The organism is Cupriavidus sp. P-10, assembly GCF_003402535.2.
Taxonomy (GTDB): Bacteria; Pseudomonadota; Gammaproteobacteria; order Burkholderiales; family Burkholderiaceae; genus Cupriavidus.
The window spans coordinates 1,461,204-1,485,280 of sequence record NZ_AP025172.1; the positions used below are offsets into that span (position 1 = coordinate 1,461,204).

Below are 24,077 nucleotides of genomic sequence, written 5' to 3' on the forward strand. Positions count from 1 at the left end.
TTTGCTTCCGCTAACATCGCCTTTCGTTTGGCGACGAACGAAACTGGTGACCATCCCGAGGGAGGCCACTTCGACTCCCCGGACGTTAACCTCAACATTCGCTAACGCGACGACCGTGAAACATATTCAACACAGCATGACGTGTCCGCGCGTCTGGGCTTCGATACCAACCTATGTATCAAGCAGGAGCGGGGGTGACCTCGAGCACGGCTTCTGCTGCGCGGCTCGGGCGCACTACCGCCAAAGGACCGCCCTGGCGGTCCGATCGCCAACGAACGCTCGTCCGGGCGAGGAGCATCAGTGATGAGTCCCACGCCACATTCCAGCCTGGACAATCTCGGATCCCGCCCGCCCAAACATCTGTTGCTGGCGCAGTCGCTCCTCGCCGACATCCGCAGAGGCCGATATCCGGTGGAATCTCTCCTGCCCACAGAGGAAGCCCTATGCGCGATGTTCGGAGTTAGCCGTTTTACAGTTCGCTCTGCCCTAAGCGCGCTGCAGGACCGAGGCTATGTTCGAAAGCAGAGGCCGATCGGAACGCGCGTAATCGCAGACAGAACCGAAGACCAGCAGACCATAAGGCTGACGTCGCTAGGTGATCTTGTTCAGCTCGCCGAGGGCGGTCAGCAGATGATCACCGCAAGCGCCGATATCGCTGCGGATCCGACACTGGCTACCACTATTGGTTGCGCCGTTGGTCAACACTGGCGGCACCTTGAAGTCCTACGCTGGACAGGCGGTAACAAGGAGGCGCCTGCGATGCTTAGCCATTTATGGATTCATCCCATGTACTCGGGCGTCGCTCAAGATCTCCACCTCAATCGGATCTCCCCCGTTGTCATCTTTATCGAACAGATTGGGCAACAATTCGGCGAACGTCCGTCCGACATCCAGCAGACCGTCAGTGCATTCAATATAAGGGGACAACTGGCTCGTGCGCTGCAGGTCAAGAACGGTACTCCTGGCCTTCGTATCCAACGCTGGTTCCGCAATGGTTCCGGCGACTTGATCCTCTATGCCGATGGTTTTTATAACGGGCTCCTATATAAATACCAAACGACCCTGCACTTGAGTAACTAGGCTGGTTCTCGGATCATTGGGCGACGGAACGCACTTCAGTGCACTTCTGTGGTCCGAGGATCGGACGGCGGAAACGTGGTATCAGCAGGCCCCTTTTGCTCGGTAAGCGTAGAAGCTGCGGACTGAGATCATCCCGGAAAGGCTGCACGTGGCCCGCTGCACATGATCCTGGAAGGTGGCGCCGCTTTGATCTGCGTCAGACGCAAATCGTGCAGGGCAACTATTGTGGTAATGAAGGCCCCGCAAGTTCCGATATCGCATCGTACTCAACCGTCTGCTTGCCCAGCTTCCCAGGAGGGCGTCATGGCCACCCCGCTCGTCACCTCGCTTCCGACTTCACCTTCCGCCGCGCTTTCCACCCCAAGCCCGACACCGCTTGCCGCCTGGCATACCGACCATGTCCATTTCGCCTCCCTGCTCGACCTGCTGGAACAGCAAGTCAGCACCTTCCATCAGGGCGAGCAGCCAGACTACGGCCTGATGGCCACGATCATCCATTACATGCGCAACTATGGCGACTGCATGCACCATCCCCGCGAGGATGTTGCCTACGCGCTGCTCGTGGAACGGGATCCCGGCACGCGGATCATCATCAGCCGGTTACTGCAGGAACATCGCGTGATCGCCACGGTCGGCGCGGAGTTGCTCAATCGCCTGCGTGAAGCCCAGAGCGAAGTGGTCACTTCGCGAGCGGCACTGGAAGCGGCCGCGGCCATGTACCTGGTGTACTACCGCAACCATCTGTCCACCGAGGAAAAGCAGGTCATGCCGCGCGCCGCCCGGTTCCTGACCGAAGCCGACTGGGCGGAGGTCGCCGCGGTCGATTGGGCCAGTGCCGATCCCCTATTCGGCGCCAATGTGGAGAAGCGCTTCGCGACCTTGCGCAAGCAGATCGACAGCGAAGCGAACGCCTCCATGCACTGAACGCCGGTCGTTTCGCGGCACTGCCGGGCCTCGGCCGAGAACTTATGCCGGAACCGGTAGGCGCCATGAGCACACCCGGTTTCAGCGCGGCCATCATTCCATGGGCGGGCCAGCGGCGGCAGGTAGGCAATGCCCGCCGCGTCGAGCGTTTCGCTGGTGGCATGCTCGCGGCCGTATGTGTTCAGGTCAACGCCGCGCCAGCAGTTGTTCCAGCGAAACCGGCCCGATGACGCGGATGTCCTTGCCGTCGCGCACGCCGAGGCAGGGCTTGCCATCTTTCAGGAACTGTCACGTTGGAACGGAACCGGCGTGCTGGCTGAGCCACGCCTGGAAGGCGTGGCAGATGTCGTCATGGGCGCGGCAAGCCGATGCGGAGGCTTCAAAGAAGCCGAAGAAGGGATGGAACATGTCATCGAAACGAAGCACACGCACCGGCACGCCAGCCGCGGCAAGCCGACCTGCATAGGTCACGCCTTCCGCCTGCAGCGGATCGTGTCCCGCCACCGCCACCACTGCCGGCGCCACGCCATGAAGGTCGGTCGCATGCATCGGTGACGGCGGGAAACAGTCGGCCAGCGCAACGTTCTCGCCGAGGTACAGCCGCGAGATATCGCGCAGGTCGGAAGGCGACAGCATCGGAAAGTCGCTGCGTAACGCTTCAATCTGCCCTATATCGCGTGCGAAATCGACGCCTGGCACGACCAGCAACTGCGCCGCCAGGCGCTCGGCCTGATCGCCCCGGTCGCGCAGCCTGAGCGCGGTGGAGGCGGCCAGGTTGCCGCCCGCGCTTTCCCCGGCCACCGCGACCCGCGCCCTGTCGCCGCCCAGTTCGCCGGCATTGCGCAGCGCCCACAGCGTCGCGGTGAGGGCGTCGTCATGCGCGGCGGGAAACGGATGTTCAGGCGCGAGCCGGTAGTCGACCGAGACGATGACGGCATTGACGTCGCGGCAAAGCTTTCGCGCGATGTCGTCCATCAGCGCCACGCTGCCTAGGACAAAGCCGCCGCCGTGGAAGAACACGACCGTCGGCAGCGACATCGATGCATGGCGGGGACGGTAGACCCGCACCGGCACGCGCGCACCCTCATGGACGGCAATGCAGTCCTCGATGGCGCCGACCTCGGGCAGCGGAGTCCGCTCGCGCGCCGCCTGGATGGCAACACGCATGCGTTCGCGGGCCTCGTCAGGCGTGCCGGAAAACGGAGCCGGCGCATCCGCCGCACGCATCGATGCCACGATGGCTGCCAGTTCCGGGTCGAGTGGGATATGCATTGGGCTTTCCTTCACCGGAGGCCGAGAACATAGTGCTGCGACGCCAGCGCACGCCGGCGCAACGCGTCCAGGTCGATATTCGTCATGCGGCCATGGCGCTTGACCGTGCGGCCGGCGACAAGCACCGTATCCACATTACCCGGATGCGCAGCCAGCACGACCGCGCCCACCGCATCGGAGACCGGCGTCAGGTTGAGATCATCGGCGCGGATCATGATGACGTCGGCCTGCTTGCCGGGCGTCAGCGAGCCGACCTTGTGCGCCAGCCCGTTTGCCCTGGCCCCCGCCACCGTGGCAAATTCCAGCACGTCGCGCAGCGACAGCGTTGCCGGCGCATTCGCCACGCGCGAGTGGCCGCCCCCCATCCACGAGCGGTAGTAGGCAAAGGCGTGGCGCATCTGGGTGAACATGTCGCCCGAGCACTTGGTTTCGGTATCCCCGCTCAAACTGGGCCGGATACCGGCCGCGAGCAGGCGATCGAAGGGAATGTCGCCGATCCCCTGCGCGTTCATTTCGCAATGCACGCCCAACGACGCGCTGACGCCGGCACCGGCCATCATCGCGATCTCTTCCTGGCTGGAAAAGCAGCAGTGCACAAAGGTCAGGTCATCGCCCAGCACGCCCGCTGCATGCATCTGCGCGATGCCCTGCACCGGCGCATTGCGGGCGTAGGCACCCATGTGGATGGAGGAACGGATGCCCAGTTTGCGCGCCAGCCGCAGGTCTGCCAGCCAGACGTCGCGGCATGCCATTTCCGGGCCGCGCGCGGCCATCGCCAGTGTCAGCAACTGGTCATCCGACGAGAAGTAGCGCTCGCGCAGGCGCCGGATATCGGTGGGATGGGCGCGCCGGCTGTCGAACATCCAGGACGGCCCGTCGACCAGCGGCCACCCGTGCGCGAACACACCGCGGATGCCGGCATCCTGCAAACCCAGAATCGCCGCATCCGCGTGGTCGGGTGAGTTCTGCACGTGCGACCAGTCCAGCATGGTGGTGATGCCGCTGTCCAGTGCCGACACCGCGCCCAGCATCGTGCCGATATGCACATCTTCCGGCCGGAACGCCGCGCCTTTGGCGCCCAGCATCTCGGCAAAATAGACCTGCGGATCGATGTCGGCATAGCGATGCCTGACGCAGCTTTGCCAGGTGTGCCGATGGGTATCGACAAAGCCGGGCAGCACGATCATGCCGCTAGCGTCGATCTGCTCCGCTGCCGCAGCCTCGATATGCGGGGCCACGGCGGCGATCCGGTCGCCTTCGATCAGGACGTCGCCCTGGCGCAGGTCGCCTACCGTCGGATCCATGCTGAGCACCCAGCCGCCGCGCAGCAATACACGTCGATCGTTCATCGCCCTCACCGCCTCAGCCATTTCGCAAGTTGTGCTTCCACCTCGCCCGCGCGAGCCACGTCGGTGCCTACCCAGGCCACGTAGCCATCCGGACGCAGCAGCAGCGCCTTCACGCCGTCCATGGAGGCCGGCGTGCGGGCGGCACGCGCCGCCAGCACGGTGACCGGCAGCGCCGACAGGTCCATGGCGGCGAACTGGCGGCTGAAGCCTTCCAGGTCGATCAGGACGAAGCGGCGCTCCCGGAGGGTCTGTGCCACGGATACCGCGCGGCCGTCCGGCAGCAGCAGGTCGAGGTCCGGGCAAGGCAGGCCGGCCAGCGGGTGGCTGTCCGCCTCTCGCGGATACGGCGCTTCCAGGCCGCACAGTTCGCGTACGAGCTTTCTTTGCACATCAGGCAGCGGGATGATCTGCGCCTGCATGCGGCGCTTCAGCGCGATGGATTCCGGTCCGAAGCTGAACTGCAGCGCGCACTGGGCCTTCACGCTTTCCAGCAGCGCGTGCATGACCGGCAGCCGCTCGGCATCATAGGTATCGAGCGTGGCCGGGTCCGCCACGCCATTGACGACATTGGCCAGCTTCCAGCCGAGGTTGAAGGCATCCTGCAGGCAGAAGTTCATGCCCACGCCGCTTGCCGGGTAATGGATGCGTGCCGATTCCCCGACCAGGAAGACCCGCCCCTTGCGCAGCGTGGGTACCGCGCGCATCTGGTCGTCGAAGCGCGACGCCCAGCGATACGACTGGATGCCGTAGTCGGTGCCGTGCACATCGCGGATGCATTGCAGCGCTTCTTCCAGCGTCACCGGCTCGTCCTTGGGGGCATGCCGACGGTCGCGATGGACGATATTGAAGCGGGTAATGCCGTCGCCGAACACGTAGCCGCGCACCCAGCCCAGCTCGTTATCGACATTGATGCGCCCGCCCGGCCATGGCGCCTGCAGTTCGGCGTCAAGGACGATGCCGCGAAAGGTCCCCGCATGCCCCTCGAACGGCAGGCCCAGCCGGGTGCGCACGACACTGCGGCCGCCATCGGCGCCGACCACATAGCGGGCCTGCAGGGTGACGGTGACGCCCGCGGCATCGCCCACGTCGACCTCGGCACCCGCATCCGACTGGCGCACGTCGCGCACTTCCATGCCCGCGCGGATTTCCGCCCCGCTTTCCAGCGCCCAGCCCCACAGGACCTGCTCGGTGAGGTTCTGCGGCAGGCCCAGCGTAAAGCCGAAGCGAGACTCCAGGTACTTCCATTCGATCGGATGGAAGCCTGCCCAGATGTGCGAAGGCCGGAACGGATAGTCCGCGATCGCGCGAGTCTTCTCGATAAAGCGATGTGCGATCCCGCGCGCATCGAACAGCTCAAGCACACGCGGCAACAGGGTGCCCGCGCGCGACTGGACCCCATCGGTGCGGCGTTCCAGCACCAGCGTCCTGACGCCGGACCCGGCCAGTTCCGCAGCCATGGTCAGCCCCGAAGGTCCGCCACCAACGACAATCACATCCCACTGCATGTTTCATTTCTCCTTCAAGGGCCGTAGCCGGAAGCGCCTTGGCGCGCTATGCGATATCCAGTCAGAACAGGTGCGTCATGCCAGCTTCCAGCACCAGCTGCTGCGACTTGGTTGCGGGCGGCTGGTTGCGCATCACCGCAAGCTGCCCCGATCCCGCCACCTGCAGCACGCCGAGCACATAGAGGCTGGTCCGCTTCGACAGCGCATAGTCAAGATGGGCGTGGAACTGGTTCCACTTGTACGGATCGAGCGTGGTGTACGAATAGCCGCCCCCGAGGCGAAGCTGCGGCGTGACATACTTGTAGGCACCGACATCGATCGACTGGGCGGTCTCGCGCGCACCGGCCGCGGACAGGCGCGTGTAGCTGTAGTTACCCATCACCCGCCAGCCGTGGTCGGCATAGGCAATGCCGGCACTGGCGGTGTCCTGGTTCTGAAAGAGCGATGCCGTGGGATTGCCGCTGAAGTCGATGCCGTATAGCCGGGTGATGCCCAGCTTCTGCCCGGGTGCGTAGGGCACGCCGTTGACCGATTCCAGCACGACCACGCCCTGCACCGGCCCGCCGCTGTAGCTGACCTCGGCGCCCACGGCGCGCCCGGTATTGGTCGTCGAGCTGGCATTGCCGAAGGCATACATCGCGCCGAACTGCAGCCCGCCGAACACCGGCGATTTGTACTTGACCGTGCTGTTAAGCGAGTTACCCACGGTCCGGTCCAGGTTGCCGGGGTGCGTGGCCAGCAGCGAGGTGTAGCGCTCGGAGGTAAAGGGCACCAGGTCGGCCAGCAGGTCGTACATGGAGCCCAGCGAGACCGTGCCGTAGGTATTGGAGCTCAGGCCGACATAGCTCTCGAACGGCGTCGACATTCCCGTATCCAGGAAGGCATATTTGCTTAGCCGGAAGAATGCCGCCGTATCGCCGCTGATCGCTTCCTTGCCCGACATGGCGATAAAGGGGACGGCGTGCGTGCCGCTGAGCTGGAGCTGTCCGCCGCCAGCTGGACCGGCATTGGTGGTGTAGGACACGCCAGTTCCCAGCAAGCCGGACAACGTGACCGACGATTGTGCCCTGGCGGGCAGGTGGCAGACCGCCAACATGGTGGCGCAGGCCAGCGCCACAGCTAACTTCCTCATTCCTGTGTCTCCGAGCTTCTGGTTTTTTGCGGACGCACGGATCCCTGCGCGGTCGCCTTGCAGCGACCCGCGTGGAGCAACGCGTCTTGGGGGGATCAGCGCAAAGGGGCTTGCGCGGGGGCGCCGTAGGACCCGGCCGCCGCTTCGGCATGCAACAGCGATCGGTACATCCAGGCGGCGGCGGCCACTGCCAGCGTGCCGGCCACGGCAAACACCAGGGCCATGCCGCGCGCCAGCGCTTCGGGGCCGGCGTCGAACACCTGCCTGCCCGCCAGCGCGATCAGCGTCGGCGACAGGCCCTGGCCGATCAGCCCGTTCAGGACCAGCACGATCGCCATCACCAGCCCCACCGCATTCGTCGGCACCTTCCTGGCGACAATCGTCGAGGTGACCGCCATGAAGGTCCAGGAGAACAGCACGACCATCGCATCAACCAGCCAGAAGCCGGCCAGGGTCTGTGTCATGCACAGCAGGATGGTCAGGGCCGGCACCGCAATGCTCACCACCAGGCCGACCAGCGCCACGCCGGAGAGCCGGTTGGCCTGCGAGCGCGCATCCATGGCCAGCCCGGCGAGCCACAGGCCAAGCGGTCCCATGGTCAGCAGCAGGCCGCCCTGGATCAGCCCGATCTCCGCCATGCCAAGCTGGAAGCGCCGCACCACCATGGTGGGGATCCACGCGCCGAGCCCATAGGTGATCATCGCATTGCAAACGGCGAAGGCCAGCAGCGGCACGAACAGCGCCTTGTTGTCGGCGAGATGCCGGATCACCGCCTTCGTGTCCGGCTTGCCGCTGGGCACGGCATCCGCGTGGCGGCCCGGGTCGCGGTTCAGGAAGATCAGCAGGCCAACGGGGAGCCCGCAGATGCCGATCAGGAACAGCGTCATCTGCCACGGCGCCACTTGCCCGACCAGCGGGATCGAGCGGATGCCCGCCGACTGGATCCAGTGCAGCATCGGCCCGCCCAACACCAGCGACAGGCCCGTGCCCAGCATCAGCGCCATGGTGTAGACCGACAGCGCGCGTGCGCGCCGCTGGTCGTCGACGCCGTCCCGGATCAGCGAATACGCGGAAGGCGGAATCAGCGCTTCGGCGCCGCCGACGATGATGCGCGCCACCACCAGCGTGGCGAACGTCGCCGCCGCCGCGTTGGCCGCGACCGCAGCCGACCACACCAGCACGCCCACCGCGACGATCACGCGGCGGTTATAGCGGTCGGCCATCCAGCCCGCTGGCAAACCCACGGCGATATTCGACACGGCAAAGGCCGCGCCGATCAGGTAACTGATCTGCAGGTCGGTGGCGCCGAACTCGCGCTGGATCGGCCCGACCATCAACACCAGGATGTTCTTGTCGATCTGCGCCAGCATCATCACCACCGTCAAGGTGGCGACCAATGCCCATTGCGACGCGGCAGTCCGCTCTCTGTGAGGCTCTCGAATCACTGTTTTGTCTCCGTTTTCTCGTTTTCGCGCGGCGCTGAGGCGCGTTGGGTTGGATTATTGGCGTGGTAGTGACATTTACATAATTTATTGTTTAAATCCGAAGCATCTGTTTCGTAAATCTTCCCCGCCCCCACATGCGCTTCAACAAACTCGACCTGAACCAGCTCGTCGTGCTCGATGCCCTGCTCTCGACCCGCAGCGTCGGCAAGGCCGCCGAACGCCTGTTCCTGAGCCAGCCCGCAACGAGCTGCTCGCTGAGCCGGCTGCGGGAGTACTTCGAAGACGATTTGCTGGTCGCCGTCGGCAAGACGCAGGTGTTGACGCCGCTGGCCCTGGAACTGATCAAGCCGGTGCGGGACGTACTGTTGCAGATTCAGACCATCACGCGGGCGCGCCCGTCGTTCGATCCCGCGACGTCGTCGCGCCGCTTCATCATCGAATCATCCGACTATGTGATCAGCGTCTTCCTGTCGCGGGTGATCCGTCGCGCCGCGGAACTGGCGCCGTTGATGCAATTCGATCTGCGCGCGATCAGCCCGCAGACACCGGAGCACCTGGAAAGCGGCGAAGCCGAATTGCTCATTGCCCCAGAGTTCGCCAAGGTGCCCGGCCACCCGTCCGAGCCGTTGTTCCAGGACACCTTCTCCTGCCTCGTCTGCAGCGACAGCGCGCTGGCGCGAACCGGCCTGACGGCCGAGTCCTACTTTGACGGCGCCCATATCGGCGTCGAATGGGGCGGCGGTCGGCGGCTCACCTTCGATGCGCGCCTGCTTGCCACGGGCAAGCGCACGCGCCGCCAGGACGTCATCGCCCCAAGCTTCACGCTGGTTCCCGCGCTACTTTCCGGCACGGACCGCATTGCAACGCTGCCGACGCGCCTCGCACAGCAAATGGCGCAGCGCTTTGGCCTGCAGCGCCTCGACTGCCCGATTGACTTGCCGGCGTTCTCCGAGCATCTGCAATGGCAGAAATACCAGGAAAGCGATCCAGCGATTGCCTGGCTCAGGGAATTGCTGCGGGATACCGCGCGGCAACTTACCTCGGTGGCAAGTGCGGAAGCCCCGTGCGCGGGGCACACCGCATCGGCACCGGCGGACCGGGTGAAGGCATCACCGGCAAGGAAGCGCTCTGCTAAAGCGTAGAAGAAGAGAGCGCGATAACAGTTGGTGTGAACCAGAACGAACTGAAGTTTGGGCGACCGAATTGTCGAGCGGGGCTTGCGGCGAGGGTGTTGCTCCGCTTCGGCTGAGCGGCGTGGCCGCGGCGCTCCTGATGACGTTGGGACTGGGCTGGCTGATGCGCGGCCGTTGGTCTATCTCATTGCCAGACGGTAACAGTCAGGAACAGGATTGAATTGCCTTCTCGAATGCAGCTTCCCAGGAGGGGCTGTCGCGCAACACCGTCACGCACACGCAGTTCACGCGGATTTGACCGCGGGCACGCGACGGGGCGCCATCCCACAGAGTTACTCGCCGTACTGGAACAGAAGGCGTCCTTCGCCAGGCGCGCCCGCAGCCCCCTGTGCAGGCGCAATTGCGCCGAACGTGACCGCGAAAGCCAGCGACAAGGCCAGCAGCTTTTTCATGATGCCGCCCCGGCCAGCGTTGCCTCCAGTGCCTTGAGGCCATCCCGATAAATGCCCTCGAACAGCCGCGACGCATCGTTATCGCTCACGCCGGCCGGCGTGAACTCCCCCGACCAATCGACGCGCGACGCCTGGTCCCCGTCGATGCCGACCACGCGCAGCGTGGAGCGATAGCCGGTGACCGGGAACGGCGCCTCCAGGATCGAGTAGGTGTAGCTGCGCGCGCGCTGGTCAAAAGCCTCGAGCCGTTCGACGATGGCGTCGCCGTCCGGATTGACGAGGCGGCGCACGCGCCCGCCCTCGCTCAGTTCGCTCTTGGGGATATACGGCAGCCAGTCGGGCAGCGAATCGAAGCCGCCAATCAGTTGCCAGACGCGGTCCGGTGCAACCGGCAGCGTGATCGTTGCAGAAGCTTGTGCCATGATGGACTCCTTGAATCGAATGTGGTCCCGGATCAGTTGCTGTCGCCAGGCAGTGGCGCATTTGCCGCGACCAGGTGCTGCTCGCGCAACTCGCGCCAGAAATCGGCGGGAATGACCGCCTTCAGCGCGGCGGTGTCCTCGGCGATGCGCTCGGGCCGGCTTGCACCCGGGATCACGGCGGCGACTGCCGGGTTGGCCAGCACGAACTGCAGCGCAGCGGCCTTGATGCTGACGTTGTGGCGTTGAGCGATCGCCTTGATGCGCTCGACCTTGTCGATGATCTCGGGCGGCGCCTTCTGGTATTCGAAGTGCGAGCCGCCGGCCAGGATGCCCGAGCTGTACGGGCCGCCGACCACGATCTCGGTCTTGCGCTCCGCGGCCTTCGGCATCAGGCGCTGCAGCGCGCGCTCATGGTCGAGCAGCGAATAGCGGCCCGCCAGCAGGAATCCGTCCGGCTGCACTTCGGTCAGGTCCAGCGTCAGTTCGATCGGCTCGACGCGGTTCACGCCCAGGCCCCAGGCCTTGATCACGCCCTCTTCGCGCAGCCGGGTCAGCACTTTGAAAGCGCCCTTGCGGGCCGTCTCGAAATAAGCCAACCACTCGTCGCCGTAGAAGTCCTGGGCGATGTCGTGGACCCACACGATGTCGAGGCGGTCGGCCTTCATCCTCTTGAGGCTGTCCTCGATCGAGCGCAGCGTGGCGTCCGCCGAGTAGTCGTTGACCAGCTTGTTCGGGCGGCCGGCCGCGAACAGGCCACTTTTCTCGCCCAGCGCCCGCGCGCTGGCGTCTTCGACTTCGTCCAGGATCAGGCGGCCGACCTTGGTGCTGAGCACGTATTCATCGCGCGGGTGCCGGGAGAGCGCTTCGCCCAGCCGGATTTCGGCCAGGCCCGCGCCGTAGAACGGCGCGGTGTCGTAGTAGCGCACGCCCTGCGCCCAGGCCGCGTCCACGGTGGCCTGCGCCTCCGCTTCCGGGATGTCGCGGAACATATTGCCCAGCGGGGCGGTACCAAAGCCGAGTACGTTACCGGCCAGTTTGTCCTTGATGCTCATGACTGCTCCACAAATTAGGTTGGGGTGAAGGCAGTCTAGGGTTGCAAGTTAAGTCTGTCCAAGACATAATTTGAAAGACTTGATTCCTCACAGGTCTTAAATTCAGGACTGGACATGCTAGATATCCGCCAACTTCACTATTTCGTGGCCGTGGCCGAAGACGAGCACGTCGGACGAGCCGCCGAACGGCTCCATATCTCGCAATCGCCACTTAGCCGGCAGATTGCCCAGCTGGAAGAAAAGCTCGGGCTGGTGCTGTTCGAGCGCTCCCAGCAACGCATCCGGCTCACGCGCGACGGCCGCACGTTCCTGGCCGAGACCCGCGCCTTCCTCACGCATGCCAACCGGCTCGAATCGCTGGCGCGGCGGCTCGGGCGCGGCGACGAAGGCGGCCTCTGCATTGGCTACCTGGAATACGCGATGCACTCGGGCATCCTGCCGAACGCCTTGCGCTCGCTGCGCCAGGACCGCCCCGCCGTGCACATCGCGCTGTACAACCAGCAGTCGGGGGCCCAGCTCGAAGGGCTGCGCCAGCGCAGCCTGGATATCGCACTCGTGTGCGAGCCGCCGGCGCCCGATGATCCGGATCTCGAGGCCGCACAGGTGCTCAATGACCCGATGCTGCTGGCGCTGCCCGAGGGGCACCCACTTGCCAAGGCGGAACAGCTCACCCCGGACGACCTGGCTGCGCAAAAATGGATCGGCGTGATGCACCAGGAAACCGCGCTTCGGCATGACACGTTCATCGCGGCTTGCGCCAGGGCCGGGTTCACGCCGACCATCACGATGGAGGCGACTGAACCGCTGGCCGCCCTGGGACTCGTGGCCGCGGGACTCGGCGTGACCACGATCCAGCAAAGCCTGCGCCACCAGGCGCCGGCGGGCGTTGTGCTGCACGAGCTCTCGTGGTTCAGCTACCGCACGCCCTTGTGGGCGGCCTGGCACAAGGTCAATTTGCGGCCGCTGGTGGAGATCTTCCGCAAGACGTTGCTGCAGGCGAGCGGCGTGGTGCCGGAGATCGCAACGGCGAAAGTAGGTTGACGCGCCGTCGCTTCCTGATTTGGCGTGAGAAGGAAAGCCACGCGGGGAGCCGGCCGTTGGCCGGTTCGTCACGACCGACCTGCTTGCCAAACTGAAAAACGAAGCCAAGGTGATCTGACCATGACGATCCTCGTTATCGCCGAACACGACAATGCCCGACTGAAGGGAGCGACATACCAAACGGTCAGCGCCAGCGCATTTGTTGACGCTTGCACATGCGTTTGTTCAGCAACTGAGTGACGCAGATTCGGCCGACACGGTTGAGATGCGCTGGGATTGCCCGACCCTGTTTATGCAGCGTCAGGCAGTTAATCTGCGCCCCGCCTCATAGCGCATCGCGTAGTGCCACCCCAGGTCGGCCATTGGACCGGCCTTACGCCCGGTTTCCACGGCATCCGCGGCCGCCGCATTGCCGTGCCGGGCACGTTCGCTAATGCCGAACAGGATGGCGGCGAGGCGAAACAGGTTATAGGCGATAAAAAAATCCCAGTGTTCGATTCCCGGCGTGCCATTGGCATCGAGATACCACCGCATGTAGGTTTCCTCAGCCGGAATGCCAAGGCCGGCAAGATCGAGACCGGCGATGCCGCGCCATAGCGACGACGGGATGTGCCAGCTCAGGCAGTGGTAGGCAAAATCGACCAGCGGGTGGCCCAGCGCGGACAACTCCCAGTCCAGCACGCCGATGACCTTCGGTTCGCTCGGGTGAAAGACCAGGTTATCGAGGCGGAAGTCGCCATGGACGAGCCGGGTGTCATCGACTGCCGGGATGTTCCTCGGCAGCCAGCTCATCAGGGCTTGCATGGCGGAGCTCTCCGCGGCGCCTGTGGCGCGGCACTGGCGTGTCCAGCCGGCGATCTGGCGCTCAAGGTGGTTCCCGGCCGGGCTGTAGTCGGCAAGCCCCACCGTCTCGACATCAACCCGATGCAGCGCTGCTATCACGCGATTCATCTCCGCATAGATAGCGCCGCGCTCGGCGGGCTGCATGCCCGGTAGCGACTGATCCACCAGCACCCTGCCGTCGAGGTACTCCATCAGGTAGAACGGGCTGCCCAGGATGGAAAGGTCTTCGCTGAACAGATACACGGTGGGGACCGGTACGTCGCTTCCTTGGAGTGCACGCATGACGCGGTACTCACGGTCGATGGCATGAGCCCTGGCCTGGATCTGACCGACCGGCTTCATGCGCACGACAAAGCGCTGCGTGTCAGACGAGATCAGGAACGTCGGATTCGACTGGCCACCGGTCAGGCGGGTGGCTGTGAGCGAGGCGTGCTCGATCAGCCCGCGCGCAGCCAGCAGCCGTGCCAGCGCATCCCAGTCGCGGTGGGGGGTTTGGTTCATCCGTCTGTCTCTCTCGCTGGTGTGTGGAATCGCGCGCTGCATTACAGCGAGCTGACGAGGTGCCCGCCGTCGACAGGCAGCACGGCACCGGTGATGTAGTGGGAAGCCTCGGAGGCCAGCAGCAGCAACGCGCCGTCCAGTTGGGAGGGCTGTCCGAGGAAGTGGCGGCCAAGCCGACAGAACGCGCCGGTCACAAGTGCCACTTTGCCCTCCAGATCGGGAAAGACAGGTTGAGGACGAGGTGCGGAAGCCATATTTGCCGTCTCCTTCGACGCGGTTGTCGCAACGAAGGTTAAGCCGCCGGGTTCGGGAAACCAGCCACCCGAACGGGGAGCCCCCCGCACGACCACCCTCCGGCCAGCCTCGCGAAGGCTGGCGCCTCCCCTATCGGGGGGCTGAAAAACAGAGCCACGGTGCTTACGCTGCCAGGCATCCGGCGTCCCGGGCGCCAGCATGCAAGCCACTGGAGCATGCTGCCCGGGCCGCTGCCACAGCGATCAAGGAGTCCCTCCGTGACACGGCCTACCCCCATTCCACGCACCCCATCGGCGTATGCTTATCCGCTGCTCATCAAGCAGCTCCTACATGCGCCGCTGGCAACAAACCCGGAGCAGGAAATCGTTTACCGCGGCCAGGTGCGGCACAGCTACTGGACCATGCGGCACCGAATCGGCCAACTCGCAAGCGGCCTGCAAGCGCTCGGCATTGAAGCGGGCGATACGGTGGCAGTAATGGACTGGGACAGCCATCGCTACCTCGAGGGCTATTTCGGCATCCCAATGATGGGCGCGGTGTTGATGACGGTGAATGTGCGGCTGTCGCCGGAGCAGATTGCCTACACCCTGAACCACGCCGGCGTCAGGCTGCTGATCGTCCATGCCGACTTCCTGCCCGTGCTTGAATCGATTCGCGCCCAACTCGAAACGGTCGAGCGTTTCGTCCTGGTCGGGGAAGACAGCTTTGCACTCGACAGCGCGCCCCTGCCTGATGGCTTCAGCGCTGAATATGAGGCGTTGCTGGCAGCATCGCCACCCGATTACCCCTTCCCGGATTTCGACGAAAACGCCCGGGCGACGACCTTCTACACCACCGGCACCACCGGGCTGCCGAAAGGGGTGTACTTCAGCCATCGGCAGATCGTGATTCATACGCTGGCCACCATGGCGGCGCTGGCCGGTGCGCCCAGCCAGGGGCGCGTGCATAGGGACGACGTCTATATGCCGCTGACGCCGATGTTCCACGTGCACGCATGGGGAATGCCGTATGTGGCGACTGCGCTTGGCATGAAGCAGGTCTACCCGGGCCGCTACGCCGCCGATCATCTGCTGCGGCTGATGCAAGGCGAGCGCGTCACGTTCTCGCACGGCGTGCCCACCCTGCTCCATATGATCTTGTCGCACCCCGATTCGGCGGCGGTCGACCTGAGCGGCATGAAGATCATCGTGGGCGGATCGGCACTGCCGAGGGGCCTGGCACAGGCCGCCATGGACCGCGGCATAGACGTGTTCACCGGCTATGGCATGTCGGAGACCTGTCCGATCCTCACGCTGGCGCAGGTGAAGACCACGCTGCTTGGCGATGCCACCACCGAACTCGACTTCCGCACCAAGACCGGCTTGCCCATTCCGCTGGTCGACCTGCGCATCGTCGATGACGAGATGCGCGACATTGCGCACGACGGCAAGACCAGCGGAGAGATCGTGGTTCGTGCGCCGTGGCTCACGCAAGGCTATCTCGGCAATTCGGCGGAGTCCGAGCACCTGTGGGCCGGAGGCTATCTCCATACCAACGACATTGGCTCGATCGACAGCGATGGCTATTTGCAGGTCACCGACCGCATCAAGGATGTGATCAAGAGCGGTGGCGAGTGGGTGTCGTCGCTGGAGCTCGAAGACCTGATTTCGCGCCACGCCGCGGTGAGCGAAGTGGCCGTCATCGGCATCAAGGATGCGCGATGGGGCGAACGCCCGCTGCCATTGATCGTGCTGCGGCCGGGACAGTCTGCCGGGACAGAAGAAATCCAGGAGCATCTGCGCGATTTCGTCCGCCGTGGCGCGATCTCGAAGTACGCGGTCCCTGAACGGATCCTGTTTGTCGACACGATCGAGAAGACCAGCGTAGGCAAGATCAACAAGCGCCTGCTCCGCGACAAGTACCAGTCCGTCCTTCCCCCTTCCCCAAGTTCCGCCACCCATTCATGAGTCCGCAGCCGATGCCGGCGTGGAAAGTGCGTTTTCACTAGAAAGACCGACTTAGGAGACACAGAAATGCAAGCGTCCACCACAACAGAGCGCATCCGGCGCCATCCCAGGTTCGGCGAACTGGTCCGTCGCCGCGCCCGCCTCTCGCGGGTCTTGCTGGCCCTCGTGCTCGTCCCCTATCTCGCGCTGATGCTTGCGGTTGCAATGCAGCCTCAGCGCCTGGCCGAGCCGCTTCATCCGGAAACATTGCTCAACCTTGGCATCATCCTCGCTGTCGGCAGCGTGCTGCTGGGCTGGGGCGCAACGTGGTACTACGTGCGTCTTGCCAATGGCAAGCTGGAAGCGATGGTGCAGCAGATCCTGTCGGAGGCCGGACAATGAATCTCCAGGCGATCGCCATGTTCCTGCTCTTCGTCGCGCTGACGCTGGGCATCACGTACCGGGCCTCCCTGCGCACCCGGACCGCCAATGACTTTTTTACCGCCGGCGGTGGCATCACCGGCATGCAGAACGGCCTGGCCGTGGCGGGCGACTACATGTCGGCGGCCACGCTGCTCGGCGTGGTCAGCCTGGTCTATGCGCGCGGCTTTGACGGGCTGCTGTATATCGTCGGGTTCTTCATCGGCTGGCCGGTCATGCTGTTCCTGATGGCCGAGCGGCTGCGTAATCTCGGCAAGTTCACCTTCGTCGACATTATTTCGGATCGGCTCGATCCGGTCAGCACGCGTTGCATGGCGGCAGCCAGCAGCCTGGTGGTGGTGCTGCTCTACCTGATCGTGCAGATGGTCGGCGCCGGCGAACTGGTGCAGTTGCTGTTCGGCATCGACTATATCTATGCCGTCATCGGGGTTGGCGCGCTGATGATGATCTACGTGACCGTTGGCGGCATGATCGCCACGACATGGGTGCAGATCATCAAGGCAGTGCTGCTGCTGTTCGGCGGCTCGCTGCTGATGCTGCTGGCCCTGGGGCACTTTGGCTTCAGCCTTGAAGCGCTGGCCGCCAAGGCCATCGCGGTGCATCGCAGCGGCCCCGCCCTGCTCGCGCCTGGCACGCTGTTCGCCGATCCGGTCTCGGCGCTCTCGCTTTGCGTGGCCACCGTGCTCGGGCTGTCGGGACTCCCGCATATCCTGATGCGCTTCTTTACGGTGCCGAATGCATGCGAGGCACGCAAGAGCGTGCTGGTGGCCAGCACCTGCATTGGCTACATGTTCCTCGCCATGTTCGCCATCGGTCTCGCGGCCATCGTGATCGTCGGTACCGATCCGCGCTATTTCGAAGGCGGCCAGGTCGGCGGAAAGCTGCTCGGCGGCGGCAATATGGTCGCGATGCACCTGGCCAGCGCGACAGGTGGCAATCTGTTTCTGGGCTTCCTGGCAGCGGTCGCCTTTGCCACGATTCTCGCCGTGGTGTCGGGCCTGACGCTCGCGGGCGCTTCCGCGATCTCGCACGACATCTACGCGGGCGTCCTCCGCCGCGGCACCGCCACCGAGGCGGCGGAGATCGCTGTCACCAAGCGGGCCACGCTCGCAATCGGCGTCGTCGCTGTAATGCTTGGGATCGTGTTCAAGGGGCAGAATCTCGCGTTCCTGGTCGCGCTGGCATTCAATGTGGCGGCCTCGGCGAATTTTCCGGTATTGGTGCTGTCGATGTACTGGCGGGGCCTGACCAGCCGCGGCGCGGTCTGGGGCGTGGCGTCGGGCCTGATGTCGTCGGTCGCGCTGGTGATCCTTTCTCCTGCCGTGTGGAAGAACGTGCTGGGGCATCCCTCAGCCATTTTTCCGTACGACCACCCGGCGCTGTTCACGGTCCCGTTTGCGTTCCTGGTCACGTACCTGTGCTCGCGCTTCGACCGGAGCGCCAGGGCTGAGGCAGAGCGCCAGGCCTTCGACGCGCAACTGGTCCGCGCACAGACTGGCCATGGGGCGGCGGCAGCGTCCAGGCACTGACGCCCTGGCACACGTCCCCGTGAACAACCTACGACACGGCCATGCGTTGCGCCGCATCGAGCACGCATTCTCCCGCCGCGGTCAGCACATAGCCGCCGGACGTGCGCAGGAATAGGGTTGCCCCGACCACGCCTTCCAGGGCCGCAAGGCGCCGCCCTACCGTCGCCTGGTCAACCCCCAGCGACCGCGCCGCGGCGCGCAGCGTGCCGTCGCGATCCGGGTTTCACGAGTTAATCAGGAAAATCCATGCATTCGCCTTTGAGCAATATCCCCGATACCATGACGGCCATCGAAATCACGCATCCCGGCGGCCCGGAAGTGCTGGTGCCCACGCGCCGCCCGGTGCCCGCGCCCGGCCCGGGCGAACTGCTGATCCGCCACCATGCGGCAGGCGTCAATGGCCCTGACGTATTCCAGCGCAAAGGGCTGTACGATCCGCCGCCGGGCGCGTCCGATATTCCGGGCCTTGAAGTGGCGGGAGACGTTGCGGCCGTCGGCCGCGGCGTCACCAGGTTCAAGGTCGGCGATCTCGTCTGCGCGCTGATTCCGGGGGGCGGATACGCCGAGTATAGTGTCGCCAGCGAGCACAATACGCTGCACCTGCCCGAAGGCCTGCAACTGGTGGAAGCTGCCGCGATGCCCGAGACCTTCATGACGGTCTGGCTGAACCTCTTCCAGCGCGGCAAGTTCACCCGGGGCGACACCGTCCTGATCCATGGCGGCGCGTCCGGCATCGGCACCACCGCCACCATGCTCGGCAAAGCCTTTGGCGCGGCCCAGATCATCACCACCGTGGCCTCGGACGCGCAGCGCGACGCCAGCCTCGCTCTCGGTGCCGATTACGCGGTCAATTACCTGGAAGAGGATTTTGTCGACGCGGTCATGCGCGTCACCGAAGGCAAGGGTGTCGATGTCATCGTCGACATCATTGCCGGCGACTACGTCCCGAGGAACTACGCCGCTGCGGCCATTAACGGGCGCATTGTGCAAATCGGCGTGATCAAGGGCGTCGCCAAGGAGGTCGACCTGTTCCCCATGCTGACCAAGCGGCTTACCCATATCGGTTCCACCTTGCGCTCGCGCACGCCTGAAGAAAAGGCCGAGATCATCCGCGAGCTCGAGGCGCAGGTCTGGCCGCTGATGGCCACCGGAGCCGTCAAACCGGTCATCTACCAGACCTTTGCACTGGAGCAGGCGCGCGCCGCACATGAGTTGATGGACTCTGGCACCCATATCGGCAAGATCGTGCTGAAGATGGATCAGTAGCGGCAATGCCGGAATCGCGCATGGGACGCTAGCTCCGCGGCACGGTTCGCTCCGTGACCCAGGGCAGGTCCCGGCCGAGGCCACTGCGGACCGCCTGGATGCGGGAATTCACTTTCAGCTTCTCGAAGATATTCTTCAGGTGCCATTTCACCGTTTCCGGGGCGACGCGAATGGCCCGGGCAATCTCCTTGTTGGAAAGCCCCCGTGCTACATAGTCCAGGATTTCCACCTCACGGGCGCTCAGCCTGCTGGCGGCCACCGGCTCCGCCCGGTCCTCCGCGGCGTCTGGCGCGCTCGTCGGCACATCGAACCCGGCGCATAGCCTCCTCAGATACCAGGGCTCGACCTCGGCCAGGCGGTCTTGCTGCTGGCGCAGCGCGTCAAGGATCTCCCGGGCCGCAGCCCCGGCATCGAGAAACACGCGGTGCAAACCGTTCGCCTGGCCATACGCGAGCGCGGCGCGCATGGCCTGCACGGCCTCCGCACGCTGCCCCGCACTGTGCAGGGCGACCGCCAGCATCACTGAAATCTGGGCGGACAGGTACTGCATGCCCGCCGCACGCAACTCTGCCTGCACGCTCTGCAGGATGGGCACGGCTAGCTCGGGCCGGCCGCGCCCCACCAACAGCCGGCAATGTGCCACCTGGAAGCGTTGCCAGGTTTCCAGATAGCTGCCATGCAAGGTCGAGGGCTTCGGCCCGACCAGCGCTTCCAGGTCGTGTCCGATGCGCGTGGCACGGCCGATATCTCCGGCACCGATACTGATCCGGATCGCCTCGGCCTTGCACGCGACCTGCATTCGCAGCCATTGGCGGCCGCGGGCAATGGCTTCCGCATCCTCCACGATCTGGTAGGCTTCGTCCTGCTTGCCCGCCAGCAGCCGCAACCGCGCCAGCGTCACGCAGAAACCGACCAGCGGACCAAGCGAGCACGATTGCAGCGCGATTTCGAGCCGGCCTTCCAGCAATTCGGCGACCCGGTCCAGGTCGTTCCATTCATAGTGAATGGCCGCCAGGTAGCCGACCGGAAGCACTGACGCGGCTGACTGCCTGCCGACGCGCTCGTTGGATTCGCGCAGGACGTCCTCCAAAGTCTGAACCGCCTCGCCCAGCCTGCCTTCCACGAACAAGCTGAGCCCGACCATGCTCTGCCGGTACACCTTGGCGTAGATCGGCGTATCAGCCCCGGTATTGAGGGTGAGCGTGCGCCGCAGGCGTTCGACCTCGTCAAACCCAGCTGCATAGCTGAGCCCGAAGATCTGTGTGGTCAGCCCGATGCCTTCCTCCCATGAGCCGGCTTCGGGGCCGAGCGCAAGCACCTTGCGGCCCATCTCCAGTGAGAGCTGGCTTTCATCGGACAGGCCCGCGATCAGCGCCGTGACCGCCTGCAACTCGACGCGCACCACTTCGGTCAGGGGCAGCCGCCCGCGGCCGATGTCGTCCTCGACCGCCTGCAGCGCAGCCTTGGCCGCCACTGTCTGTATCGTCAACGCGAGAGCCCAGGCATGCGCCAGGCGCAGGCGTAGCCGGCCATGCACCGCCTCGGGAGGCAGCTTGGCGACCCAGCTCAGCACCGTGCGCACGTCGCTGGCCTCGACCAGGGTCATCGCGCATTGCTCGACCCAGCCGGCGGCGCGATCGACATCCCCCGCGGCCAGGGCGTGCCTGACGGCTTCCGGCCACAGCGACTGCGCCGCGAACCATTCACTGGCGCGGCGGTGCAGGCCGGCGACTTCCTGCGGTCGTTCCCGCAGCAGGCGCTTTCTCAGGTACTCGGCGAACAAAGCGTGGTAGCGATACCACTGATAGTCGGCGTCCAGTGGCCTCACAAACATATTCCGTGAAACCAGCCACTCGAGACTGGCAAGCGCTGAGTCGGTTCCTGCGAGCGCATTGCACAGCGGCACCGACATCCGGTCCAGCACCGATGTCCGCAAGAGGAATACCTGCAGCGGTTCAGGGACGTGAACGAAGACGTTCTCATTGAGATACGCTTCGATGCTGCGCCGGGCAAACGGCAAGCGCTCGGTGAATGCCCCGGCCGATTCGTTCTCGCTGAGGGAAAATGACGCCAGTTGCAAACCGGCCACCCAGCCTTCGGTCGCTTGAAGCAGCGCCTCCGTCTGCGTGGCGCTCAACGTGCGGCCGGAAACGACCGAGAAAAACGTCTGCGTCTCCGCACTGTCAAAGCGCAGGGCTTCCGCATCCAGCTTCAGCAACTGGCCACGCGCCTCGAAGTAGCTCAGCGGAAACGCCGGCTCGCTGCGCCCCGCGACGAGCAGGTGCAGGTTTTCGGGTGCATAGCGCAGCAATCGGAACACCGCTTCGTGAATGGCAGGAGCGGCCAGCCGGTCGAAGTCGTCCAGCACCAGCACCAGCTGCCGCGGCAACGTCGCCACCGCATTGAGCAACCCGGCAAGCATTGCTTCTGCCGATGCCAGCGGATCCGCCTCGAGCCATTGCGCTACCGGCTCGCCAGCTTCCCTGCAGGCGTTCCTGGCCGCGGCGAGCAGGTAGGCGCAGAACTGGAACAGATCGTCGTCGTCAGCGTCTATGCTAAGCCAGCCGACGGCGCACCCTTCCTCCTCCAGGCGATGCTTCCATTCACTCAACAAAGAAGTCTTGCCGAAGCCGGCCTGCGCCACCAGCACCGTCAGCTTGCGCTCCAGACCCGGACGCAGCAGCCCGATGGCACGCGCACGCTGGACATAGTGGCGCGTTCGCGGCGGCGCCAGCTTTGTCAGGATCAGCGTCGGCCAGCACGGGGGCACCTGCTCCGCGTCGCCGGGAGACGATTGAGTCGAAGGCGCTTCCTGGTCTCGCGATGAATTCACTAGACGATCACATCCCATTCGTCGGCCTGCTCCCGGCGCACCATCTCGGCAGTCCCAGCGCCACCCTTTGCCAAAGCCGCTCCCGATGCCAGCAACTGATACTCCCAATCGCTCAGGATCAGCCGAGCAGATTCGGGTACGACTGTAATAGATGATCGCCGAAACGAAAGTCAAGCCACAAGGGCATGGGATACCGTCAGCGGGGGGGAAGACGGGGGGGATTCCCCGACGATGCCATTTCGTCGCTGTTGCCAAACATCGTTTGTGCTGTGTCCGAATGCTCGTGTGCTAGAGCGGGACGCCGGCTTCAGCAGCGCGCCTACATTGCCTGGGACCTGAGCTGGACTCCCCCCCACTTAGGGAGGAACCTTGCAAAAGCCGCAAGGATAAACAGATCATTGCGCTAGCGACGCTTGCTACTTCAAGCTGACGACGAAGCTCGCCTTTCCACAAGCAACTACTCGCGAATGGAATCGCAGGCCATAGCGCGGCATGTCTGGCTTTAAGCATTCGGGAGTGAACGACCGGATGCGAACGTGCGCGTCGTCATCCTGCAGAGCGCCTGCCGAAGTTCTTTATCGCGCACTCGGGCTTGCACCGCATCTTTGCTTACCCAACGAGGCGATACAGGCGCGAGTGAAGGCGACATTCAAAGCCGGCGCCGAGACCTTGGATTTCCCTGATTTGATGTAAAAGCCGGTGGAAACTGAGTTCTAAAACCCATTTTTCTTCAGAAGGAAGCCTATCATGACGTCCCAGACAGACAGCAAGCAGCCGACGCCTGACCCAGCCGAGCGCAAGGCGTTCTTCCCCTCCCCCTACTCACTTTCGCAATTTACGTCGCCCAGGTCTAACCTCGCGGATGCCGACTATCCGGACGCTTACCAGGGAGGTCGCTGGAAAGTATTACTAGTCGCTGCAGATGAGCGCTATCTCCTGACCGGAAATGACACCTTCTTTTCTACTGGCAACCATCCCGTCGAAACCCTCCTGCCCATGTATCACCTGGACCGCGCAGGCTTCGAGTTCGACATTGCCACCTTGTCTGGCAATCCGACCAAGTTCGAATGGTGGGCATTCCCTTCTGAAGACGCTGAGATAAAGGCCCTCTATGCGAAGTACGAGCAAAAATTCCAGCAGCCGCTCAAGCTTTCTGACGTCGTGAATTCCTTGGACAAGGATGCAAACTACATTGCCGTTTTCGTCCCTGGAGGACATGGCGCCCTGATGGGGCTGCCCTTCAGCGCGGACATGAAGGCAACCCTACAGTGGGCTATGAATAATGATAAATTCATCATCACGCTGTGTCACGGCCCTGCTGCATTGATTTCCGCCAGCATCGACGAACCGAATGGTGGGGATCTTTTTCGCGGATATCGCATCTGCGCATTCCCAGATGCCTTGGACAAGCAAACGCCAGAAATTGGCTATATGCCGGGTCCATTGCGTTGGTTCTTCGGCGAAAGACTTGCTGCTATGGGAGTCGAGATCGTAAACACTGAAATCGATGGAAGCACGTTTCATGACCGCAAGCTCCTCACCGGCGACAGTCCATTTGCGGGCAACAATCTTGGCAAGCTGGCTGCGCGCGCGTTACTGGACGAAGTGCAGAATACAGGTGGGCGCTAGTTCTCACCCCATCAGAGACCTTGCCTGCTCGGGCGCTTTATTAGCACT

At 64.2% G+C, this 24,077-nt stretch carries 18 protein-coding genes and 2 pseudogenes; 9 read left to right on the plus strand and 11 right to left on the minus strand.

Translation table 11 applies throughout. The features are described 5' to 3' along the window. Window positions 1–303 precede the first annotated feature (303 nt). Together CTP10_RS36755 and CTP10_RS36760 are read left to right on the plus strand one after the other, a co-directional pair. Window positions 304–1,080 (plus strand): GntR family transcriptional regulator, encoded by a 777-nt coding sequence (locus CTP10_RS36755; protein WP_116321576.1) that lies wholly within the window; start codon window positions 304–306, stop codon window positions 1,078–1,080. 303 nt (window positions 1,081–1,383) lie between these two features. Further along, entirely contained in the window at window positions 1,384–2,004 is a 621-nt protein-coding gene (locus tag CTP10_RS36760) for a hemerythrin domain-containing protein (protein WP_116321577.1), read from the plus strand. 288 nt (window positions 2,005–2,292) lie between these two features. Here the strand turns inward: CTP10_RS36760 and CTP10_RS36765 are convergent, their stop codons facing one another. From CTP10_RS36765 to CTP10_RS36785, 5 genes are all read right to left on the minus strand, one after another. Next, complete coding sequence (locus CTP10_RS36765) at window positions 2,293–3,276, minus strand: alpha/beta hydrolase (RefSeq protein ID WP_199414644.1); 984 nt, start codon at window positions 3,274–3,276, stop codon at window positions 2,293–2,295. A gap of 11 nt (window positions 3,277–3,287) precedes the next feature. Further along, on the minus strand, window positions 3,288–4,625 hold the full coding sequence (locus CTP10_RS36770; protein WP_116321579.1) for an amidohydrolase family protein: 1,338 nt from the start codon (window positions 4,623–4,625) through the stop codon (window positions 3,288–3,290). A 5-nt stretch (window positions 4,626–4,630) separates the two neighbouring features. Further along, complete coding sequence (locus tag CTP10_RS36775; RefSeq protein ID WP_116321580.1) at window positions 4,631–6,130, minus strand: FAD-dependent monooxygenase; 1,500 nt, start codon at window positions 6,128–6,130, stop codon at window positions 4,631–4,633. A 61-nt stretch (window positions 6,131–6,191) separates the two neighbouring features. Then, window positions 6,192–7,262: a porin gene (locus CTP10_RS36780; RefSeq protein WP_116321581.1), complete on the minus strand. Its 1,071-nt coding sequence runs from the start codon at window positions 7,260–7,262 to the stop codon at window positions 6,192–6,194. 95 nt (window positions 7,263–7,357) lie between these two features. Beyond that, window positions 7,358–8,659 (minus strand): MFS transporter, encoded by a 1,302-nt coding sequence (locus CTP10_RS36785; protein ID WP_233528241.1) that lies wholly within the window; start codon window positions 8,657–8,659, stop codon window positions 7,358–7,360. 182 nt (window positions 8,660–8,841) lie between these two features. On the opposite strand from CTP10_RS36785, the gene CTP10_RS36790 reads away from it, so the two are divergent. Further along, on the plus strand, window positions 8,842–9,849 hold the full coding sequence (locus CTP10_RS36790) for a LysR family transcriptional regulator (protein WP_116321583.1): 1,008 nt from the start codon (window positions 8,842–8,844) through the stop codon (window positions 9,847–9,849). 439 nt (window positions 9,850–10,288) lie between these two features. Here CTP10_RS36790 and CTP10_RS36795 read toward each other — a convergent pair whose 3' ends face one another. Beyond that, window positions 10,289–10,714 carry an SRPBCC family protein gene (locus CTP10_RS36795; RefSeq protein ID WP_116321584.1) on the minus strand — a complete coding sequence of 142 codons (426 nt, stop codon included), beginning with the start codon at window positions 10,712–10,714 and terminating at the stop codon, window positions 10,289–10,291. Between the two features lie 32 nt (window positions 10,715–10,746). After that, a complete protein-coding gene (locus CTP10_RS36800) occupies window positions 10,747–11,766 on the minus strand; it encodes an aldo/keto reductase (RefSeq protein WP_116321585.1) in 1,020 nt (339 codons plus the stop codon). Window positions 11,767–11,880: 114 nt separating this feature from the next. Between CTP10_RS36800 and CTP10_RS36805 the strand changes: the two genes are divergently transcribed. Then, window positions 11,881–12,807 (plus strand): LysR family transcriptional regulator, encoded by a 927-nt coding sequence (locus tag CTP10_RS36805; RefSeq protein WP_116321586.1) that lies wholly within the window; start codon window positions 11,881–11,883, stop codon window positions 12,805–12,807. Between the two features lie 300 nt (window positions 12,808–13,107). Here the strand turns inward: CTP10_RS36805 and CTP10_RS36810 are convergent, their stop codons facing one another. Next, a complete protein-coding gene (locus CTP10_RS36810; protein ID WP_116321587.1) occupies window positions 13,108–14,151 on the minus strand; it encodes a phosphotransferase in 1,044 nt (347 codons plus the stop codon). Window positions 14,152–14,192: 41 nt separating this feature from the next. Next, a pseudogene (locus tag CTP10_RS36815) lies at window positions 14,193–14,312 on the minus strand (2-deoxy-D-gluconate 3-dehydrogenase); the annotation flags it as partial. A 351-nt stretch (window positions 14,313–14,663) separates the two neighbouring features. Between CTP10_RS36815 and CTP10_RS36820 the strand changes: the two are divergent. From CTP10_RS36820 to actP, 3 genes are all read left to right on the plus strand, one after another. Next, entirely contained in the window at window positions 14,664–16,352 is a 1,689-nt protein-coding gene (locus CTP10_RS36820) for a fatty acid--CoA ligase (RefSeq protein ID WP_116321588.1), read from the plus strand. 66 nt (window positions 16,353–16,418) lie between these two features. Then, window positions 16,419–16,733, plus strand: coding sequence for a DUF485 domain-containing protein (locus CTP10_RS36825; protein ID WP_116321589.1), 315 nt, complete (start codon window positions 16,419–16,421; stop codon window positions 16,731–16,733). Continuing rightward, complete coding sequence (gene actP, locus CTP10_RS36830; protein WP_233528242.1) at window positions 16,730–18,301, plus strand: cation/acetate symporter ActP; 1,572 nt, start codon at window positions 16,730–16,732, stop codon at window positions 18,299–18,301. Before CTP10_RS36825 ends, actP begins: the two co-directional genes overlap by 4 nt. Window positions 18,302–18,341: 40 nt before the next feature. Here the strand turns inward: actP and CTP10_RS36835 are convergent. After that, window positions 18,342–18,503, minus strand: a pseudogene (locus CTP10_RS36835) (LysR family transcriptional regulator); the annotation flags it as partial. Between the two features lie 44 nt (window positions 18,504–18,547). Here CTP10_RS36835 and CTP10_RS36840 point away from each other — a divergent pair. After that, on the plus strand, window positions 18,548–19,567 hold the full coding sequence (locus CTP10_RS36840) for an NAD(P)H-quinone oxidoreductase (protein ID WP_233528243.1): 1,020 nt from the start codon (window positions 18,548–18,550) through the stop codon (window positions 19,565–19,567). Between the two features lie 28 nt (window positions 19,568–19,595). On the opposite strand, the gene CTP10_RS36845 is transcribed toward CTP10_RS36840, so the two are convergent. Then, window positions 19,596–22,400, minus strand: a complete 2,805-nt coding sequence (locus CTP10_RS36845) for a LuxR C-terminal-related transcriptional regulator (protein ID WP_233528244.1) — start codon at window positions 22,398–22,400, stop codon at window positions 19,596–19,598. Window positions 22,401–23,147: 747 nt separating this feature from the next. Here CTP10_RS36845 and hchA point away from each other — a divergent pair. After that, entirely contained in the window at window positions 23,148–24,029 is an 882-nt protein-coding gene (hchA, locus tag CTP10_RS36850; protein ID WP_116321592.1) for a glyoxalase III HchA, read from the plus strand. The last annotated feature ends 48 nt before the right edge of the window (window positions 24,030–24,077 follow it).

Excerpts from the sequence above, each read along its gene's own strand:
- CTP10_RS36755 (WP_116321576.1), top strand. The coding sequence starts at position 304 with ATGAGTCCCACGCCACATTCCAGCCTGGACAATCTCGGATCCCGCCCG.
- CTP10_RS36760 (WP_116321577.1), top strand. The coding sequence starts at position 1,384 with ATGGCCACCCCGCTCGTCACCTCGCTTCCGACTTCACCTTCCGCCGCG.
- CTP10_RS36765 (WP_199414644.1), bottom strand. The coding sequence starts at position 3,276 with ATGCATATCCCACTCGACCCGGAACTGGCAGCCATCGTGGCATCGATG.
- CTP10_RS36770 (WP_116321579.1), bottom strand. The coding sequence starts at position 4,625 with ATGAACGATCGACGTGTATTGCTGCGCGGCGGCTGGGTGCTCAGCATG.
- CTP10_RS36775 (WP_116321580.1), bottom strand. The coding sequence starts at position 6,130 with ATGCAGTGGGATGTGATTGTCGTTGGTGGCGGACCTTCGGGGCTGACC.
- CTP10_RS36780 (WP_116321581.1), bottom strand. The coding sequence starts at position 7,262 with ATGAGGAAGTTAGCTGTGGCGCTGGCCTGCGCCACCATGTTGGCGGTC.
- CTP10_RS36790 (WP_116321583.1), top strand. The coding sequence starts at position 8,842 with ATGCGCTTCAACAAACTCGACCTGAACCAGCTCGTCGTGCTCGATGCC.
- CTP10_RS36795 (WP_116321584.1), bottom strand. The coding sequence starts at position 10,714 with ATGGCACAAGCTTCTGCAACGATCACGCTGCCGGTTGCACCGGACCGC.
- CTP10_RS36800 (WP_116321585.1), bottom strand. The coding sequence starts at position 11,766 with ATGAGCATCAAGGACAAACTGGCCGGTAACGTACTCGGCTTTGGTACC.
- CTP10_RS36805 (WP_116321586.1), top strand. The coding sequence starts at position 11,881 with ATGCTAGATATCCGCCAACTTCACTATTTCGTGGCCGTGGCCGAAGAC.
- CTP10_RS36810 (WP_116321587.1), bottom strand. The coding sequence starts at position 14,151 with ATGAACCAAACCCCCCACCGCGACTGGGATGCGCTGGCACGGCTGCTG.
- CTP10_RS36825 (WP_116321589.1), top strand. The coding sequence starts at position 16,419 with ATGCAAGCGTCCACCACAACAGAGCGCATCCGGCGCCATCCCAGGTTC.
- actP (WP_233528242.1), top strand. The coding sequence starts at position 16,730 with ATGAATCTCCAGGCGATCGCCATGTTCCTGCTCTTCGTCGCGCTGACG.
- CTP10_RS36840 (WP_233528243.1), top strand. The coding sequence starts at position 18,548 with ATGCATTCGCCTTTGAGCAATATCCCCGATACCATGACGGCCATCGAA.
- hchA (WP_116321592.1), top strand. The coding sequence starts at position 23,148 with ATGACGTCCCAGACAGACAGCAAGCAGCCGACGCCTGACCCAGCCGAG.